The 14,372-nt window shown below is 63.1% G+C and carries 16 protein-coding genes and 1 tRNA gene; 10 read left to right on the top strand and 7 right to left on the bottom strand.

Annotated features, from left to right (window positions below; translation table 11 throughout):
- Together DX905_RS05405 and DX905_RS05400 are read right to left on the bottom strand one after the other, a co-directional pair.
- Nucleotides 1-912, bottom strand: a complete 912-nt coding sequence (locus DX905_RS05405) for a bifunctional helix-turn-helix transcriptional regulator/GNAT family N-acetyltransferase (RefSeq protein ID WP_116090441.1) — start codon at nucleotides 910-912, stop codon at nucleotides 1-3.
- A 69-nt stretch (nucleotides 913-981) separates the two neighbouring features.
- Nucleotides 982-1,977, bottom strand: coding sequence for a cupin-like domain-containing protein (locus DX905_RS05400; RefSeq protein WP_205412198.1), 996 nt, complete (start codon nucleotides 1,975-1,977; stop codon nucleotides 982-984).
- A 113-nt stretch (nucleotides 1,978-2,090) separates the two neighbouring features.
- Here DX905_RS05400 and fumC point away from each other — a divergent pair, with 113 nt between their 5' ends.
- Nucleotides 2,091-3,482 (top strand): class II fumarate hydratase, encoded by a 1,392-nt coding sequence (gene fumC, locus DX905_RS05395; protein WP_116092347.1) that lies wholly within the window; start codon nucleotides 2,091-2,093, stop codon nucleotides 3,480-3,482.
- 19 nt (nucleotides 3,483-3,501) lie between these two features.
- Here the strand turns inward: fumC and DX905_RS05390 are convergent, their stop codons facing one another.
- From DX905_RS05390 to DX905_RS05380, 3 genes are all read right to left on the bottom strand, one after another.
- Nucleotides 3,502-3,717 (bottom strand): hypothetical protein, encoded by a 216-nt coding sequence (locus DX905_RS05390; RefSeq protein ID WP_116090440.1) that lies wholly within the window; start codon nucleotides 3,715-3,717, stop codon nucleotides 3,502-3,504.
- 129 nt (nucleotides 3,718-3,846) lie between these two features.
- Nucleotides 3,847-5,160 (bottom strand): metal-dependent hydrolase family protein, encoded by a 1,314-nt coding sequence (locus DX905_RS05385; RefSeq protein WP_116090439.1) that lies wholly within the window; start codon nucleotides 5,158-5,160, stop codon nucleotides 3,847-3,849.
- 10 nt (nucleotides 5,161-5,170) lie between these two features.
- Nucleotides 5,171-5,749 carry a DUF2585 domain-containing protein gene (locus tag DX905_RS05380; RefSeq protein WP_116090438.1) on the bottom strand — a complete coding sequence of 193 codons (579 nt, stop codon included), beginning with the start codon at nucleotides 5,747-5,749 and terminating at the stop codon, nucleotides 5,171-5,173.
- A gap of 42 nt (nucleotides 5,750-5,791) precedes the next feature.
- Here DX905_RS05380 and gmk point away from each other — a divergent pair, with 42 nt between their 5' ends.
- Nucleotides 5,792-6,436: a guanylate kinase gene (gmk, locus tag DX905_RS05375; protein ID WP_116090437.1), complete on the top strand. Its 645-nt coding sequence runs from the start codon at nucleotides 5,792-5,794 to the stop codon at nucleotides 6,434-6,436.
- Between the two features lie 35 nt (nucleotides 6,437-6,471).
- Complete coding sequence (locus DX905_RS05370; protein ID WP_116090436.1) at nucleotides 6,472-7,038, top strand: hypothetical protein; 567 nt, start codon at nucleotides 6,472-6,474, stop codon at nucleotides 7,036-7,038.
- A gap of 108 nt (nucleotides 7,039-7,146) precedes the next feature.
- Here DX905_RS05370 and DX905_RS05365 read toward each other — a convergent pair whose 3' ends face one another.
- Nucleotides 7,147-7,677, bottom strand: a complete 531-nt coding sequence (locus DX905_RS05365) for a CHAP domain-containing protein (RefSeq protein WP_116090435.1) — start codon at nucleotides 7,675-7,677, stop codon at nucleotides 7,147-7,149.
- Between the two features lie 242 nt (nucleotides 7,678-7,919).
- On the opposite strand from DX905_RS05365, the gene DX905_RS05360 reads away from it, so the two are divergent.
- The 5 genes from DX905_RS05360 to rplA all read left to right on the top strand — a co-directional run bounded on the left by DX905_RS05360 (nucleotide 7,920) and on the right by rplA (nucleotide 10,118).
- Nucleotides 7,920-7,995, top strand: a tRNA-Trp gene (locus tag DX905_RS05360).
- 128 nt (nucleotides 7,996-8,123) lie between these two features.
- Complete coding sequence (gene secE / locus DX905_RS05355) at nucleotides 8,124-8,351, top strand: preprotein translocase subunit SecE (RefSeq protein ID WP_162875474.1); 228 nt, start codon at nucleotides 8,124-8,126, stop codon at nucleotides 8,349-8,351.
- Nucleotides 8,352-8,369: 18 nt separating this feature from the next.
- A complete protein-coding gene (gene nusG / locus DX905_RS05350; RefSeq protein WP_116090434.1) occupies nucleotides 8,370-8,909 on the top strand; it encodes a transcription termination/antitermination protein NusG in 540 nt (179 codons plus the stop codon).
- Between the two features lie 80 nt (nucleotides 8,910-8,989).
- Nucleotides 8,990-9,421: a 50S ribosomal protein L11 gene (gene rplK, locus DX905_RS05345; protein ID WP_116090433.1), complete on the top strand. Its 432-nt coding sequence runs from the start codon at nucleotides 8,990-8,992 to the stop codon at nucleotides 9,419-9,421.
- 4 nt (nucleotides 9,422-9,425) lie between these two features.
- A complete protein-coding gene (rplA, locus tag DX905_RS05340) occupies nucleotides 9,426-10,118 on the top strand; it encodes a 50S ribosomal protein L1 (RefSeq protein ID WP_116090432.1) in 693 nt (230 codons plus the stop codon).
- A gap of 64 nt (nucleotides 10,119-10,182) precedes the next feature.
- On the opposite strand, the gene DX905_RS05335 is transcribed toward rplA, so the two are convergent.
- Nucleotides 10,183-11,040, bottom strand: a complete 858-nt coding sequence (locus DX905_RS05335; RefSeq protein WP_162875473.1) for an energy transducer TonB — start codon at nucleotides 11,038-11,040, stop codon at nucleotides 10,183-10,185.
- A gap of 206 nt (nucleotides 11,041-11,246) precedes the next feature.
- Here DX905_RS05335 and DX905_RS16375 point away from each other — a divergent pair, with 206 nt between their 5' ends.
- The gene (locus DX905_RS16375; protein ID WP_275896060.1) at nucleotides 11,247-13,487 is read left to right on the top strand and encodes a M10 family metallopeptidase C-terminal domain-containing protein; all 2,241 of its coding nucleotides are present in this window, start codon (nucleotides 11,247-11,249) and stop codon (nucleotides 13,485-13,487) included.
- A 332-nt stretch (nucleotides 13,488-13,819) separates the two neighbouring features.
- Entirely contained in the window at nucleotides 13,820-14,335 is a 516-nt protein-coding gene (gene rplJ / locus DX905_RS05325) for a 50S ribosomal protein L10 (RefSeq protein ID WP_116090429.1), read from the top strand.
- The last annotated feature ends 37 nt before the right edge of the window (nucleotides 14,336-14,372 follow it).

Genomic DNA, 14,372 nt, shown 5'->3' with positions numbered 1-14,372 from the left:
TCACGAGAGTTCGAGCCGCCAGGTTTCGCTCTGCACCGGCGCTCCGAATTCTTCGTGCGTATGCACATCGACGATCTCGAAGCCGTGCGCGGCATAGATGCGGCGCGCGCTCGCGAGGATGGTGTGGGTCCACAAGGTCATCGCGGAATAGCCGCGCGTGCGGGCGAAGCCGAGGCAGGTGTCGACCAACATATTGCCGATGCCGAGCCCGCGCGCGAACGGTTCGACGTACAGAAGCCTCAGCCGCGACAGGCCTTCGCCCTCGTCGGTGAGGAAGACCGATCCGGCCATCTTGCCGCCCACTTCCGCTACCCAGCATTGCTCCCGCCCTGGCTTGTAATCGCGTAGAAAATCGGTGGTGACTTGGCCGGCAATCACCTCAATCTGCGGGCCCCAGCCGTAAATCTCGCGGTAGAGGATTGCCTGGCGGGCGGCGATCATTCCCATGTCGCCGGCACGGAAGGTGCGCAGGGTGAAATCGCGTGTCTGATAATCTGCGAGCAAGGCCTGCGCCGACTGCAGCGAGGCGCAGAGGTCCGCGCGATGCACCGGCCCGAGCCGATCCAGTAAAGCGGTCACCTCCGCGCGCTGACGGGTATCGATCAGCGCGAACGCTTCTTCGCCGGCAGGGGTGAGCGTGATGGCGCGCTGCCGTGCATCGCCGCCGTCACGCGTGCGGACGATCCAGCCGCGTGTCTGGAATCGAGCGAGTACGCGGCTGACGAAGCCCGCGTCCATGTCCAGCCGCGCCTGCAGATCGCTCGCGAGTAGGGGCTCGCCGTGCGCGATCTCGAACAGCAAACGCGCTTCGGCCAGCGACAGGTCGGAGCCAAGAAAGCGTGCGTTCAACGCGCCGACGAAGCGCGTGTAGAAGCGGTTGAAGTTTCGGACCGTTGCAATTTGCTCATCCATGCGAACAAGCTGCGCCCGTTAGTTGATTCGGTCAACTATATTTCCGCGCAATCTCGTCCTGGGTGGGGGCTATCGGGTCATCAATGCGCCCATCTGCTGACGGATGCGGCGCTTACTGTCCTCGGTGAGCTTGCCGCGGATCCCGCTCTTGTCGGCTGGCATATGCGCAGCCGCAGTTTCGTCGAACACGAGATATTGGAACATCGGCGCCCACGCGGCGCGCTGTTCGGCCGGCAGGCCTGAAAAGGCCAGGAAGGCGTGGACCAGAGCGTCCACGGGTTGAAGGCCGGGCTGGGCGGGGGGCGCCTCGTTCCACCAATAATTGGCGAGCATGTTGAAGCTCTCGGTCGAGCGGACATGGTGCCACCACATATAGGGAATGTAGATGGCGTCGCCGGGTTCGAGGTCGGCGGTCTGGGCAACGGCAAGTGCGTGCGCAAAGCCGGGGAAACGATCCTGATCGGGCGCGTCGAAATCGATCAGGCTGACGGGCGTGCCGGCGGGGGTGAATTCGAACGGGCCGATATGCAGGTTGGCGACCTGGTCGGGCGGGAACAAGGTGAAGCGTCGCTTGCCTGCCACCACCACCGCGATGTTCGAGAACATGTCATGATGCGCGCTTACGACCACACGGTTGCCGATCCACAAGCGCGGCGAAACCGGCTTTCCGATCAGGTCGAGCCGGTTCTCCTCCGCGAAGGCCGGGACCGATGCCTTCGCCTCGATCGCCTGGGCGGCGAGCGCGGCCGGCGCGGCGTCGTGCGCCGCCGCCACCAGCTCGTTGGCGATCCTGGTAACGGTGGCGGGCAAACGCTCGAAATTGAGACCCGTCATGTCCGCATTGTAAAAGAAGCGGCCTTTGATGGCGGGTGGCCCAACCAGCATGTCGAATTTCGCGCCCGTATCCTGCGCCTGAAGGTAGGCGGCGATGCCTTCGGGTGTGGCGGCGGCGCGGACCGCCGGCCAATCCGCCGCGGCGCCGCGCAGCACCGCCGGCTGCGAAAGCGGCATGATCTCTTCGCGGAAACGGCGCTGATCGACGCCGCGATAGTCCCTGACCTGCACCTTCGCTCTCCTTGCGTCCGTCTTACCGCGCGGCGGCGCGCACGAAAGCCGCTTTTTGACCTCGCATATTCGGCGCACTTTTCTAAATGAGGCGCACCCTCCAGCAGGACGACATGATGACCACGCGTACCGAAACCGACAGCTTCGGGCCCATCGAAGTACCCGCCGACGCCTATTGGGGCGCGCAGACGCAGCGCTCGATCGAGAATTTCCCTTTTGGTGAGCGCGAACGGATGCCGATCGGCATCATCCATGCGCTGGCGATCGTGAAGCAGGCGGCGGCACGGGTAAACCGCAAGCATGGCCTGGATGCGAAGATCGCCGACGCGATCGAGCAGGCGGCTGCGACGGTGGTCGCGGGTGAGCATGACGATCAATTCCCGCTCGTCATCTGGCAAACTGGATCGGGCACGCAATCCAACATGAACGCCAACGAGGTGATCGCTGGGATCGCCAACGAGGCGCTGGCCGGCACGCGCGGCGGCAAGACGCCGGTCCATCCCAACGATCACGTCAATATGAGCCAGTCGTCCAATGACAGCTTCCCGACCGCGCTCCACATCGCGGCGGCACGTGCGGTCAATGACCGGCTGTTCCCGGCGCTCGACGCGATGCTCGCCACTTTGGAGGAGAAGGCAAGAGCGTGGGATGACATCATCAAGATCGGCCGCACCCACCTGCAGGATGCGACGCCGTTGACGCTGGGCGACGAATTTTCAGGCTATGCCGCGCAGATTGCGCGCAGCCGCAAGCGCATCGAGCCGGTTGTGGTCAACGGCATGTATCAGCTGGCGCAGGGCGGTACGGCAGTCGGCACCGGGCTCAACGCGCCGCAAGGCTTTGGCGAGGCGATCGCGGCGGAGATTGCGGCGATAACCGGCCTGCCGTTCGTGACCGCACCCAACAAGTTCGAGGCGCTCGCCTCCAACGACGCGCTCGTCCACCTGTCCGGGGCGCTCAACGTGCTGGCGGTCGCGCTCACCAAGATCGCCAACGACATCCGTTTGCTCGGCTCGGGGCCGCGCTGCGGGCTTGGTGAGCTGAAGCTGCCGGAGAATGAGCCTGGCAGCTCGATCATGCCGGGCAAGGTCAATCCGACCCAGGCAGAGATGATGACGATGGTCGCCGCTCAGGTAATGGGCAACAATGTCGCGATCACCGTGGGCGGCTTACAGGGGCATCTCGAACTCAACGTGTTCAAGCCGCTGATCGGGGCCAACGTGCTGCGCTCGATCGAACTGCTCACCGTCGCCATGGAAAGCTTCCGCGAGCGCGCGCTCGAGGGACTCGAGCCGGATCGCGAGCGCATCGCGTCGCTGCTGGATCGCTCGCTGATGCTGGTGACCGCGCTGGCTCCCGAGATCGGCTACGACAATGCCGCCAAGATCGCCAAGCATGCCCATCATCATGGGCTGACGCTCAAGGAAGCGGGCCTCGCGCTGGAGTTGGTCGACGAAGCCACCTTCGACCGCGTCGTCCTGCCGGAGAATATGATCGGCCGCTGACAACGCGGCCACGCTGCGATCAGGATTCGCGCGGTTCGAACCTCGGATCGGGCGGGGTGACTTCATCATCTTCCTGCGGGCGATTGGCATAGAGCAAGGCAGCCACCAAAGCTGCCGATCCGATGCCGATCGCCACGCCGGTGGCTGCCACCGCGACATTCTTGTTGCGCGATGTCCGTTTGCGGGCGGAGCCTTCGCTATTCCTCTTGCCGCCGCCGTTGCGCGTGTCAGCCATGCCGTCTCCTCTTACTTTACCGAGCCTTAGCGTCGCCGGCGGCGCGGGTGAAGCGCGATGCGGCGGGTTGCGGGACAAGCGCATGCCGGCACGCCTGGTTCCGGCAAACATGGTCGCAAAGGGAGGAAGTTACAGCGGTTTGCCGCCTGCCTTCACCACGGCGCCGCCCTTCATCACGAAGTCGACGCGCTCGAGTGCGCGCACGTCCGTGAGCGGATCGGCGGTCACGGCGATGACATCGGCATAGCGGCCCGGCTGGATCGAGCCGATGTCGCCGCTCGCGCCGATCAGATCAGCGGCGTTGCGCGTCGCGGTCAGGATCGCTTCCATCGGCGTCATGCCCGCCGCCACCTCGATCGCGAATTCCTGCGCATTTTCGCCATGTGCGGAAAGGCCGAACGTGTCGGTGCCGAACGCGATCTTGACACCGGCGGCATGGGCATCGTGCAGATTTTTCTGCAGCAGCGGCCCGATTACCAGCGCCTTGGCGGCGGTGGAGGGATTGAGCTGCTCCGGATGCGTCCTGGCGCGCTCATAGACGCGCTGGCCGACCAGCATCGTCGGCACCAAGTAAGTGCCGTGCGCCTTGAACAATTTGTAACTATCGGCGTCGGCATAGCTTCCATGCTCGATCGAATCGACGCCGAGCGCGATTGTGTGATCGATCGCCTGCTTGCCGTGCGCGTGCGCGGCCACCTTCAGCCCCAGCGAATGGGCGGTTTCGATCACTGCTTTGATCTCGTCATCCTCCATCAATTGCAGCTTGGGGTCGTCGCCGATCGACATGACCCCGCCCGACGGCATGATCTTGATCAGGTCGACGCCGGCCCGCCACATGCGACGCACGGTCGTGCGCGCCTGCTCGGGGCTATCGACCAGGCTCTCCTGCCAGCTCGGAATTTCCCCGAATTCGGGCAGGAGCCCATTGGCCGGATCGCCATGGCCGCCGCTTGGCCCGAGCGCGGTTCCGGACACCCACATGCGCGGACCGGGGATTGTGCCCGCGGCTACCGCCTTCTTGAGTGCCACCACCGCCGTGGTCGCGTCGCCGACGTCGCGGATCGTGGTGAAGCCGGCGAGCAAAGTGGCGCGGGCGTCATTCACCCCATCGATCAGGGCGTCATAGGCGGTGGTGGTCACGGCCAGGCGGATCGGATCGCCGCTATGCCACGCTGCCATGATGTGGACGTGGCAATCGATCAGACCGGGCAGCACGGTCTGCTGCGACAGGTCGATCACCTCCGCGCCGGCCGGGGCCACGAAGCCGGGCTGGACCGCGCTGATACGATCGTCGTGCACCAGGATCGAGACTTGCCGCCGGGGCGTGCCGCCGGTCCCATCGATCAGCGTGCCGGCGTGGATGACGATATCCCTGGCCTGTGCCGACGATGCCGCGGCAAAGACCAGCGCCAGTGCGGTGGCGAACGCGATCGTGCCCTTCATATTTCCCCCTTCAGCCCGCCTGCCACTGACGGATCGCATCGACCGGCCACAGCAACATCACGATATTGAGCGTGAGATTGTCGCGGATTACAGCCAATGTCACCAGCTCGAACGCGATGGCGAGCGCAATCGTAACCCATGGCGGCAGGCGCCGCGCGATCGCGAAGCCGATCATCATGCAGGCGATGTCCGAAAGCGAATTGAGCACGCTGTCGCCGGTATAGCCGAGCGCCATCGTGGCGGTGCGATAGCGATCGATCACCATCGGCGAATTTTCGACCAGCTCCCAGCCGGCCTCGATCGCCACCGCGATCAGCAGCCGAAAGCGTAACGGCACACGGCGCAGCAGCAGCCAGCCGGCGGCGTAGAACAGAAAACCGTGAATGACGTGACTGGGCGAATACCAGTCGAGCAGATGCTGGCTGTTCCCGGCGTCGATCGCACCGTGCCACAGGGCGACATGCCCGCAGGTGCAGATCGGCGGCCGCCCCATCGCCAGCAACGTCGCGGCCGCGGCGGCAAGGATCAGGGCAATCGCGATCGCGGCCGCGGCCACATTAAAGCGAATAGCAGGGTGGGCTTCATCCATGCCGCACGTTGACCTTCCGGCGCGGCAAAGCCAAGAGCGGCCATGCCTCTTCCTGGTCTCCATCGCCGCGGTGTCCTGTTCGTTCTGTCGTCGCCGTCCGGCGCGGGCAAATCCACGATCGCGCGCATGTTGCTCGCCGAAGACAAGGACATAGAACTTTCAGTCTCGGTAACTACCAGGCCGATCCGCCCCGGCGAAGTCGATGGGCGCGATTATCATTTCGTGGATGTGCCGACCTTCAAGGACATGGTCGGCGACGGCGAGCTGATGGAATGGGCGCACGTCTTCGATCATCGCTACGGCACGCCGCGCGCTCCGGTCGAGGCGATGCTGGCCGAAGGCCGCGATGTGCTGTTCGACATTGATTGGCAGGGCGCGCAGCAACTTTACCAGCAGGCCGGCGGCGACGTCGTGCGCGTCTTCATCCTGCCGCCGTCGGTCGACGAGCTCGAGCGGCGCCTGCTTACACGCGGTACCGACGACAAGAATGTGGTGGAGGCGCGCATGGCGCGGGCCAATTCCGAAATCAGCCACTGGGACGGTTATGATTACGTCCTGATCAACGATGACGTGCAGGCCTGCTTCGCGCAGGTGCGCCATATCCTCATCGCCGAGCGCCTGCGCCGCTCGCGCCAGACGGGGCTGATCGGCTTCGTCCGCAAGTTGATGACGCCCAAGAACGGATGAGGTAGGATCCCCCTACACAATAGGGGAGCGGCGGCATGGTTCGGGTCGTGATCGGAAGCCTGGCGGGCGGCGTGGCGATGTTCATCATCGGCTTCCTTTTCTGGGCGACGCCGCTGCAATATCTCGGTTACTCCACTGCAACCGACGATCAGAATGCCGCTGTCCAGCTAAGCCACGCGCAAAATCTGCCGCACACCGGTCGTTACGTCGTGCCCAATCCTGGGAGCCAGGTGGGCGCCAACGGCTACAGCAAAGGCCCGATTTCGATCGTCGATTATAATTTGAACGGCTTTGCGCCGGGCGATCCGGCATCGATGATCGGCGGCTTGGTGCAGGAGGTGATCGTCTCGCTCATGATCGCGCTCAGCCTGTTTGCAGTGGCCGGGCGGGTCACCGACTTTGCTTCGCGCGCCAGACTGGCCATCGGCCTCAGCGCGGCGGCGACCGTGATGATCGTGACGAGCGATCCGATCTGGAACCATGCCGATTGGCGCTATGCCATCTACGCCTTGATCGCCGATCTGGCGATGTTGTCGGGCGCTAGCCTGGTGATCGCGCGCTGGTTCCTTCCGCGCGCAACGGCGGCGGATACAATCCACTGAGGAAGATTGACGCTGCTGTGCGGTGAGGGGGCGTCATCGCCCGATTGATCGGGCGGCTGGGGATTCCGGATGTCGCTTGTTCGACGGGCTTGTCGCCTAGCTTCGTGCTCAGCCCTTGATCGTGGCGGCGTCGTAGTGGAGTGCCTTGGTGGCAGCCGCCTCGGCGCCCTTCGCTACGGCCTTCGCGCCGGAATAGATGAAGCCGTAGGTGGGGTAGGCCTTGATGCCGATGTCATGGATCGGGCCGTACCAGACCTTGACCGCGCTCCAGTCACCTTTGGCCGACGCGTCGATCACGGTCACGTCGCGCTCGACCTGGCCGCGCACGCCCCAATTGGCGTGCGTTACCTTGATCAGGCGATCGGAGATGACCTGCGTCACGGTTGCGACATGACCCGAACGCATCGAGCCGATCGCTTTGAACACGAGAACCGAGCCGAGCTTGGGAGCGGATCCTTGCGCATATTTGCCGATCGCCTGGTTCCACCAGCTGCCGGCGGCGCCGAATAATTGGATGCCCGAGAAGACGCGGGCGAAGGGGGCGCATTGCCAGAAGGTCTGGGCATTGGCCGCCGACGGTACAGACAGAGCGGCAATGAGAAGAACGGAACAGAAAGCCGCTTTGGCACGTCGCAACATATTCGGATGATCCCCCGATCTCGCTATCCATTGTTGGATAGAGGGCAGGATCAGCTGGGTTAAAGGCGGCTGCGATGAAACGGGCCGACTCCACGTCCGCCCGCTTTGTTCCCTTGTGGATAAGTCGGTTCGTCGCGACTATGGCACGGTTGAGCCGCTAAGCTTTAAACCGCCTATCGAATCGTCGCCGCTCTTGCGCATCGCGGACCCCACCGCTATGTCGCCTCCCGCTCCCGGGCCGGAGGAGTGTAGCTCAGTTGGTAGAGCATCGGTCTCCAAAACCGAGGGCCGTGGGTTCGAGTCCCTCCACTCCTGCCATCGCAAGATGACGGGCGCAGGCCGCAGGGTCTGGGGCGAAGGTTCGGGAAAGAGTTTGGCCCAAGGTGGCCTCCCTTAAGGGGAGTGCCGCCGCATGGGCTTGGTTTTGTTTGTGGCAAAGGAAGACCGTGGCAGAGGCAAGCAAGGGTGGCGTAGGGGCATGGCTCCGCAACATCCCCACCTTCGTCAACCAGGTTAAGGCGGAGACCGGCAAGGTCGTCTGGCCGACCAGGCGCGAAACGATCATGACCGCCGTGATGGTGGTTATCATGACGCTGACGCTCGGCATCTTCTTCTTCGCGGTCGATTGGGCGTTCAGCCGGATCGTTCGCGAGCTTCTGTCGCTCGCCTCCTAAGTCAGGATCAGGATTAGAATGTCGCGCTGGTACATCATCCACGCTTATTCGGGCTTCGAGAACAAGGTGAAGGATCAAATCCTCGCCGATGCCGGCCGCCTGGGCCTCGATCAGCTGGTCGAATCGGTCGAAGTGCCGACCGAGAAGGTCACCGAGGTTCGCCGCGGCAAGAAGGTCACGAGCGATCGCAAATTCTTCCCCGGCTATGTGCTGCTCAAGGCGGCGATGAACGACGACGTTTATCACCTGGTCAAGAACACGCCGAAGGTGACCGGCTTCCTCGGTTCGAGCGGCCGTCCGCAGCCGATTACCGATGCCGAAGCCGCGCGCATCCTGAATACCAAGGAAGAGGCCGCGGTCGCGCAGCCCAAGGCGAAGCTGAAGGTCGATTACGACATCGGCGATTCGGTGAAGGTGCTCGAAGGCCCGTTCGCAAGCTTCAACGGCCTGGTCGAGGAGCTCGATTTCGATCGTGGCCGCGTCAAGGTCTCGGTCTCGATCTTTGGGCGCGCGACGCCGGTCGAGCTCGAGTTCGAGCAGGTCGAACGGGTTAAATAAGTTTCCGGCATCAGCCGGGAAAATCCGCGGGAGGCAGGCTTTGGTCCGCCGTCAGCACCGCTAAGCCATAGGAGGTAATCATGGCGAAGAAGATTACGGGTTATATCAAGTTGCAGGTGCCGGCCGGCAAAGCCAATCCGTCGCCGCCGATCGGTCCCGCGCTCGGTCAGCGCGGCGTCAACATCATGGAATTCTGCAAGGCATTCAACGCGCAGACCGGATCGGAAGAGGCGGGCACGCCGCTGCCGACCGTCATCACCGTCTATGCCGATCGCAGCTTCTCGTTCGAGACCAAGACGCCGCCGGCTTCTTATTTGATCAAGAAGGCTGCCGGTCTGAAGTCGGGTTCGAAGGAGCCGGGCAAGATCTCGGCGGGCACGATCAAGCGTTCGCAGCTGTCCGAGATCGCGACGACGAAGATGAAGGATCTCAACGCCAATAATCTCGAGTCGGCGACCAAGATCATCGAAGGCTCCGCTCGCGCGATGGGCCTGCAGGTTGTGGAGGGCTGATCCGATGGCAAAGCTGAGCAAGAAGCAGAAGGCGCTCTCGGTCGACACCGTGAAGCTCCATGGCGTCGATGAGGCGATCGGCCTCGCCAAGACCAACGCCACCGCCAAGTTCGACGAGACGATCGAGGTCGCGCTCAATTTGGGCGTTGATCCGCGTCACGCCGACCAGATGGTCCGTGGTGTGGTGACCCTGCCCAAGGGCACCGGCAAGACGGTGCGCGTCGGCGTGTTCGCCAAGGGCGCCAAGGCCGATGAAGCACGGGAAGCGGGTGCCGACGTCGTCGGTGCCGAGGACCTGCTCGAAATCGTCCAGGGCGGCACGATCGATTTCGATCGCTGCATCGCGACCCCCGACATGATGGGTCTGGTCGGCCGTCTCGGCAAGGTGCTGGGCCCGAAGGGTCTGATGCCGAACCCGAAGCTCGGTACGGTCACGATGGACGTCGCCGGTGCGGTCAAGGCCGCCAAGGGTGGCCAGGTCGAGTATCGCGTCGAGAAGGCGGGCATCATCCACAGCGGCATCGGCAAGGCGAGCTTCCCGGCCGAGGATCTGCGCGCGAATTTCGACGCGCTGGTCGACGCTGTGCTCAAGGCCAAACCGACCGGCGCCAAGGGGAAGTATCTGAAGAAGGTCGCCGTCAGCTCTTCGATGGGCCCGGGGATCAAGGTCGATACGGCCGAGATCTCGGCGGCGTAATCGCTCCGACAATAGCGTAAAGAGGAGGGCCGGGAGCGATCCCGGCCCTTTTTTTGTTTGTCGTCTATCGCGCCGGCGGGAGGTCGCTGGCGGGCGAAAGATATACCCGCGTCTCGAACGTGCCCTGGCGACCGGTCGCCTTTTTCAGCCACAGGTCCGAAAGCAGCCGGCCGCAGGATGCCAAGGTATTGAGCCCCTTCGGCCCAAAGCCGCGATCCTCGACGGTCTGGCAATCGCTGGGGTCGCCCTCCTTGTTCACCGTGAACGTCACGCGTTGCTGGGCGATCAATTGGCCGCTTGGCCACGGCGCATTGAGCAACGGATCCTGGTCTCCTGCGTCGAGCCGTACCGCAATGGTGGCCGCCTGTGCTGTGGTCGCGTGGGCGCCGAGATAATGGGCAGTGTCCCTGAAGAAGGAGCAGGCGGTCATCGACCACAAAGCGACATAAGCTCCGCTTGCTTGGCTGATCTCGCACTGCCGCAATTCGCCGCGCTCGAGTTGCAGCCGCGCTTCGAGCGCACTCGAGGCAAAGGGACGTGGATCGCCGAGGATCCAGCGCATGCCGCGCCGGAAAGTGCTGAAGATTGGCTTGCCGTCGGCCCCTTGGGCAGGATCGAACCGCATGCTCATCATAAGCTCGCACGTTCCGGCATCCAGTTCCGGATGGCCGCTGCTGGTTTCGATCCGGCATTCCGCGGGGATGCCCGCCGGGTCGACGCGCAAAGCAGCGACCACGCGGCCTTCCTGGTTCCTGCGGCGCGCCGCCGGCGGATAGGTGTGATAATCGGACCAGTCCGGCGTTTCGCGGACGCGTTGCGGAGCAACGTCCGGCCAGGCGGGGGCTGCGTCTTGCGACCTTGCCGCAGACGCCAGCGCCAGTGCCAGCGCCGGAAGACCAGGCCAATATCTCGTCCGCGCCATCATCTGTTCCTCTCGTCAGCCTCGGCAAGGATCGACAGAGCCTGTTTCATGCGGTCAGTGTCGGCGCTCTTTCACTTGCCCGTCAATGCAACGGCATGCTCGCGCCGGTTCGGTGCTAACATATTCACGAAGTTGAACTTTCTTCAAAGCCGATTATGCTTGGCCGATCTTGCCTGGATGTGGCTTCAGCTTCTGTAGGAAATGGGATGTCCAACACCGACTCATTGAGCTTCGCGCCGGATTCGCTGGTCCGGGGCGGCCTGCAGTCCAACGGCAAGACCTCCTTATCCCCTGCGGCGGCCGCGGATCATATCGCCGCTTATCCCTGGCAAGGCTCCGCCACGATCACCTATGCCTTCCGCATCAGCGGCACGGTACCGGATGACGATAGTAAAGGCTTCAGCCAGTTCAACGCCCGCGAGATCGCCGGTGCCGAGAAGGCATTGCAGGCGTGGGCCGACGTGGCCAACGTCCATTTTACGCGTGTCAATGACGGCGCGGGCTATTCGGACAATGCCACGATCCTGTTCGGGAATTTCGACGACGGCCCGGGCGCCGGCTTTACCTATCTGCCCGGGTCCCGCGCGGCGGGCTCCGTCGACGGCGATGTCTGGATCAACAGTTCGGAGGATTACAATACCGACCCGGTGATCGGCGATTATGGCGGCCAGGTGTTCGTGCACGAGATCGGGCACGCGATCGGTCTGACGCATCCGGGCAATTATGATGCGACCGACGATCAGGATCCGACCTACGCGGATGACGCGGAATATTATGAGGATAGCCGCCAATATACGGTGATGAGCTATTTCCCGTCGACTAACACCGGCGCCTTCCTCGGTGCCTTTTCGGGCGCTCCCTTGCTCGACGATATTTCCGCCATTCAATATCTGTACGGCGCGAACATGACGACGCGGACCGGCGACACCGTCTACGGCTTCCATTCGACCGCGGGCCGCGAATATTACAGCCTGACCAATGCCAACAGCGTTCCTCTCTTTGCGGTGTGGGACGCCGGCGGCAACGATACGCTCGATTTTTCTGGCTATTCGGACACCCAGCGGATCGACCTGCGCGCGGGCAATTTCTCGGATGTCGGCGGCTATGCGCACAATGTCTCGATCGCCTACAATGTCACCATTGAGAACGCGATCGGCGGCAGCGGTGTCGACACGATCATCGGCAATAATGTCGCCAACATCCTTGACGGCGGATCCGGCAACGACCTTCTCTATGGCGAAGCCGGCAACGACACGCTGCGTGGGGGTGCCGGTGACGATCGGCTGGATGGCGGCAGCGGCGTCAATCTGATCGACGGCGGTCTTGGCAACGATACGCTGATGCTGCCGGGGTTGATCTCCGATTATCATTCGGCGCTCGTGTCCGGCGGTTATTGGATTTCCGGCAACGGCATCACGGACACGATCTCGAACATCGAAACGATCGTGACGCGCGCAGTGGGCGCGACCGGCGACAATGGCAGCTATTCGCTGGCGGCCTTCGTTGCCCAAACGCCCGGCGCGGTGCAGTCCGCCGGCAGCGCGAACGATTTCAACGGAGACGGCCGCAGCGACATCGTCTGGCACCATGTCAGCGGCGCTGTCAGCACATGGCAATTCGGTGGAACGACGCATGGCGACCAGATCCAGCAATCGGTGTATAACGGCAGTGCCGATCCAAGCTGGAACATCATCGAAACCGGCGATTTTGACGGCAATGGCTCGGCCGACTTTCTGTGGCGCAATACCAACGGCACGATCGCGATCTGGAACGCTACCGGCAATGGCAGCTTCGTCGGGGGCTATGTCGATGCTTCGGTCGGCAATGGCTGGAAGGTCGCCGCGGTCGGCGATATCAATGGGGACGGCAAAGCGGATCTGCTGTGGCGTTATGACGACGGCAGTATTTCGAGCTGGTCGTCCAACGGCAACGGCTTTGCTCAGAACAGCTATTTCCACGCCAGCGTAGGTACGAGCTGGAAGGTTGAGGGTCTCGCCGATTTCAACGGCGATGGCCGCGCCGACATCATGTGGCGCAACGACAATGGCTCGATCTCCACTTGGTTGAGTACAGGTAACGGCTTTGCCGAAAACAGCTATTCCGACAGCTCGGTTGGCACCAGCTGGCATATCGCCGCCCTTGCCGACTTCAACGGGGACGGGAAGGCCGACATTCTCTGGCGTAATGACAACGGGTCGATCTCAACCTGGAATTCGAACGGCAATGGCTTCAGCCAGAACAGCTATTCTGACTCCTCGGTCGGAAATTACTGGCACATCGCGGAGGTCGCAGACTTCAACCATGACGGTAAGGCCGACATCCTGTGGCGGAACGATAGCGGCGGAATTTCGACGTGGGAGTCAAACAGCAACGGCTTTACGCAGAGCGTTGCCAATTCGTGGGCGCCGACCGACTGGACGATCGTGGCGCATCACTTCCCGCTCTGATCGGTAGGGCGACTCGACAATCAGGCGCGGCCACGTTATGGGCCGCGCTTCTCCGCCTCATGGGCTGGAGATTCCGTCCGAGACAGCAGGTGAGGGGGCTTTGCCTCTCTTAATGTCCTGCCGAGACGGGGAAGAGATTTCCGGCGGCTCGCGTGATGCGGCTTCCGGTCTGCCTGACGGGCGCACGCGTCCGTAGGTCAGGTGTCCATTCCCCTTCGGACTTTTAAACCGCGCGAGGCCTCGCTTCGCGCGGAGTTGAATGCGTCCGGCGCATGTCGCGTCGGGGGCTAATGCGTTCGGCGAAACATCGCCGAACGATATGGAGAATGGCAATGGATCGTGCTCAGAAGTCCGAGCAGGTTGCAGCGCTGAATCGCACGTTGAACGAGACGTCCGTTGTGGTCGTCACGCGCAACCTCGGCATGACCGTCGCTCAGTCGACGGCCCTGCGCGTGAAAATGCGGGACGCGGGCGCCAGCTACAAGGTGACCAAGAACAGCCTTGCCCGCATTGCCGCCGAAGGCACGCCGTACACGACCCTCCACGATTTGCTGGTTGGTCCCACGGCGCTGTCGACCTCGGTGGATCCGGTCGCGGCCGCCAAGATCGTCGTCGAATTCGCGAAGACCAACGACAAGTTGGAAATCATCGGCGGCGCGATGGGCGAGACCGTGCTGGACGTGAACGGGGTCAAGGCGCTTGCAGCGCTGCCGAGCCTCGATGAGCTGCGTGCCAAGATCCTGGGTCTGCTTGCAGCACCCGCGACCAAGGTGGCGTCGGTGCTTCAGGCACCGGGCGGTCAGCTCGCACGCGTCTTCGGGGCCTATGCGGCCAAGGAAGCAGCATAATTTCAACCTGACACTTGGGGCCGGCGTGCCCCGCATG

The sequence above is a fragment of the Sphingomonas crusticola genome, from assembly GCF_003391115.1.
In the GTDB taxonomy this organism is placed as follows: domain Bacteria; phylum Pseudomonadota; class Alphaproteobacteria; order Sphingomonadales; family Sphingomonadaceae; genus Sphingomonas_I; species Sphingomonas_I crusticola.
This window is presented reverse-complemented; position numbering and strand designations above follow the sequence as displayed.

Bases quoted from the DNA above. Each gene is read 5' to 3' on its own strand.
- DX905_RS05405 (WP_116090441.1), bottom strand. From the start codon at position 912: ATGGATGAGCAAATTGCAACGGTCCGAAACTTCAACCGCTTCTACACG.
- fumC (WP_116092347.1), top strand. From the start codon at position 2,091: ATGATGACCACGCGTACCGAAACCGACAGCTTCGGGCCCATCGAAGTA.
- DX905_RS05390 (WP_116090440.1), bottom strand. From the start codon at position 3,717: ATGGCTGACACGCGCAACGGCGGCGGCAAGAGGAATAGCGAAGGCTCC.
- DX905_RS05385 (WP_116090439.1), bottom strand. From the start codon at position 5,160: ATGAAGGGCACGATCGCGTTCGCCACCGCACTGGCGCTGGTCTTTGCC.
- DX905_RS05380 (WP_116090438.1), bottom strand. From the start codon at position 5,749: ATGGATGAAGCCCACCCTGCTATTCGCTTTAATGTGGCCGCGGCCGCG.
- gmk (WP_116090437.1), top strand. From the start codon at position 5,792: ATGCCTCTTCCTGGTCTCCATCGCCGCGGTGTCCTGTTCGTTCTGTCG.
- DX905_RS05370 (WP_116090436.1), top strand. From the start codon at position 6,472: ATGGTTCGGGTCGTGATCGGAAGCCTGGCGGGCGGCGTGGCGATGTTC.
- DX905_RS05365 (WP_116090435.1), bottom strand. From the start codon at position 7,677: ATGTTGCGACGTGCCAAAGCGGCTTTCTGTTCCGTTCTTCTCATTGCC.
- nusG (WP_116090434.1), top strand. From the start codon at position 8,370: ATGTCGCGCTGGTACATCATCCACGCTTATTCGGGCTTCGAGAACAAG.
- rplK (WP_116090433.1), top strand. From the start codon at position 8,990: ATGGCGAAGAAGATTACGGGTTATATCAAGTTGCAGGTGCCGGCCGGC.
- rplA (WP_116090432.1), top strand. From the start codon at position 9,426: ATGGCAAAGCTGAGCAAGAAGCAGAAGGCGCTCTCGGTCGACACCGTG.
- DX905_RS05335 (WP_162875473.1), bottom strand. From the start codon at position 11,040: ATGGCGCGGACGAGATATTGGCCTGGTCTTCCGGCGCTGGCACTGGCG.
- DX905_RS16375 (WP_275896060.1), top strand. From the start codon at position 11,247: ATGTCCAACACCGACTCATTGAGCTTCGCGCCGGATTCGCTGGTCCGG.
- rplJ (WP_116090429.1), top strand. From the start codon at position 13,820: ATGGATCGTGCTCAGAAGTCCGAGCAGGTTGCAGCGCTGAATCGCACG.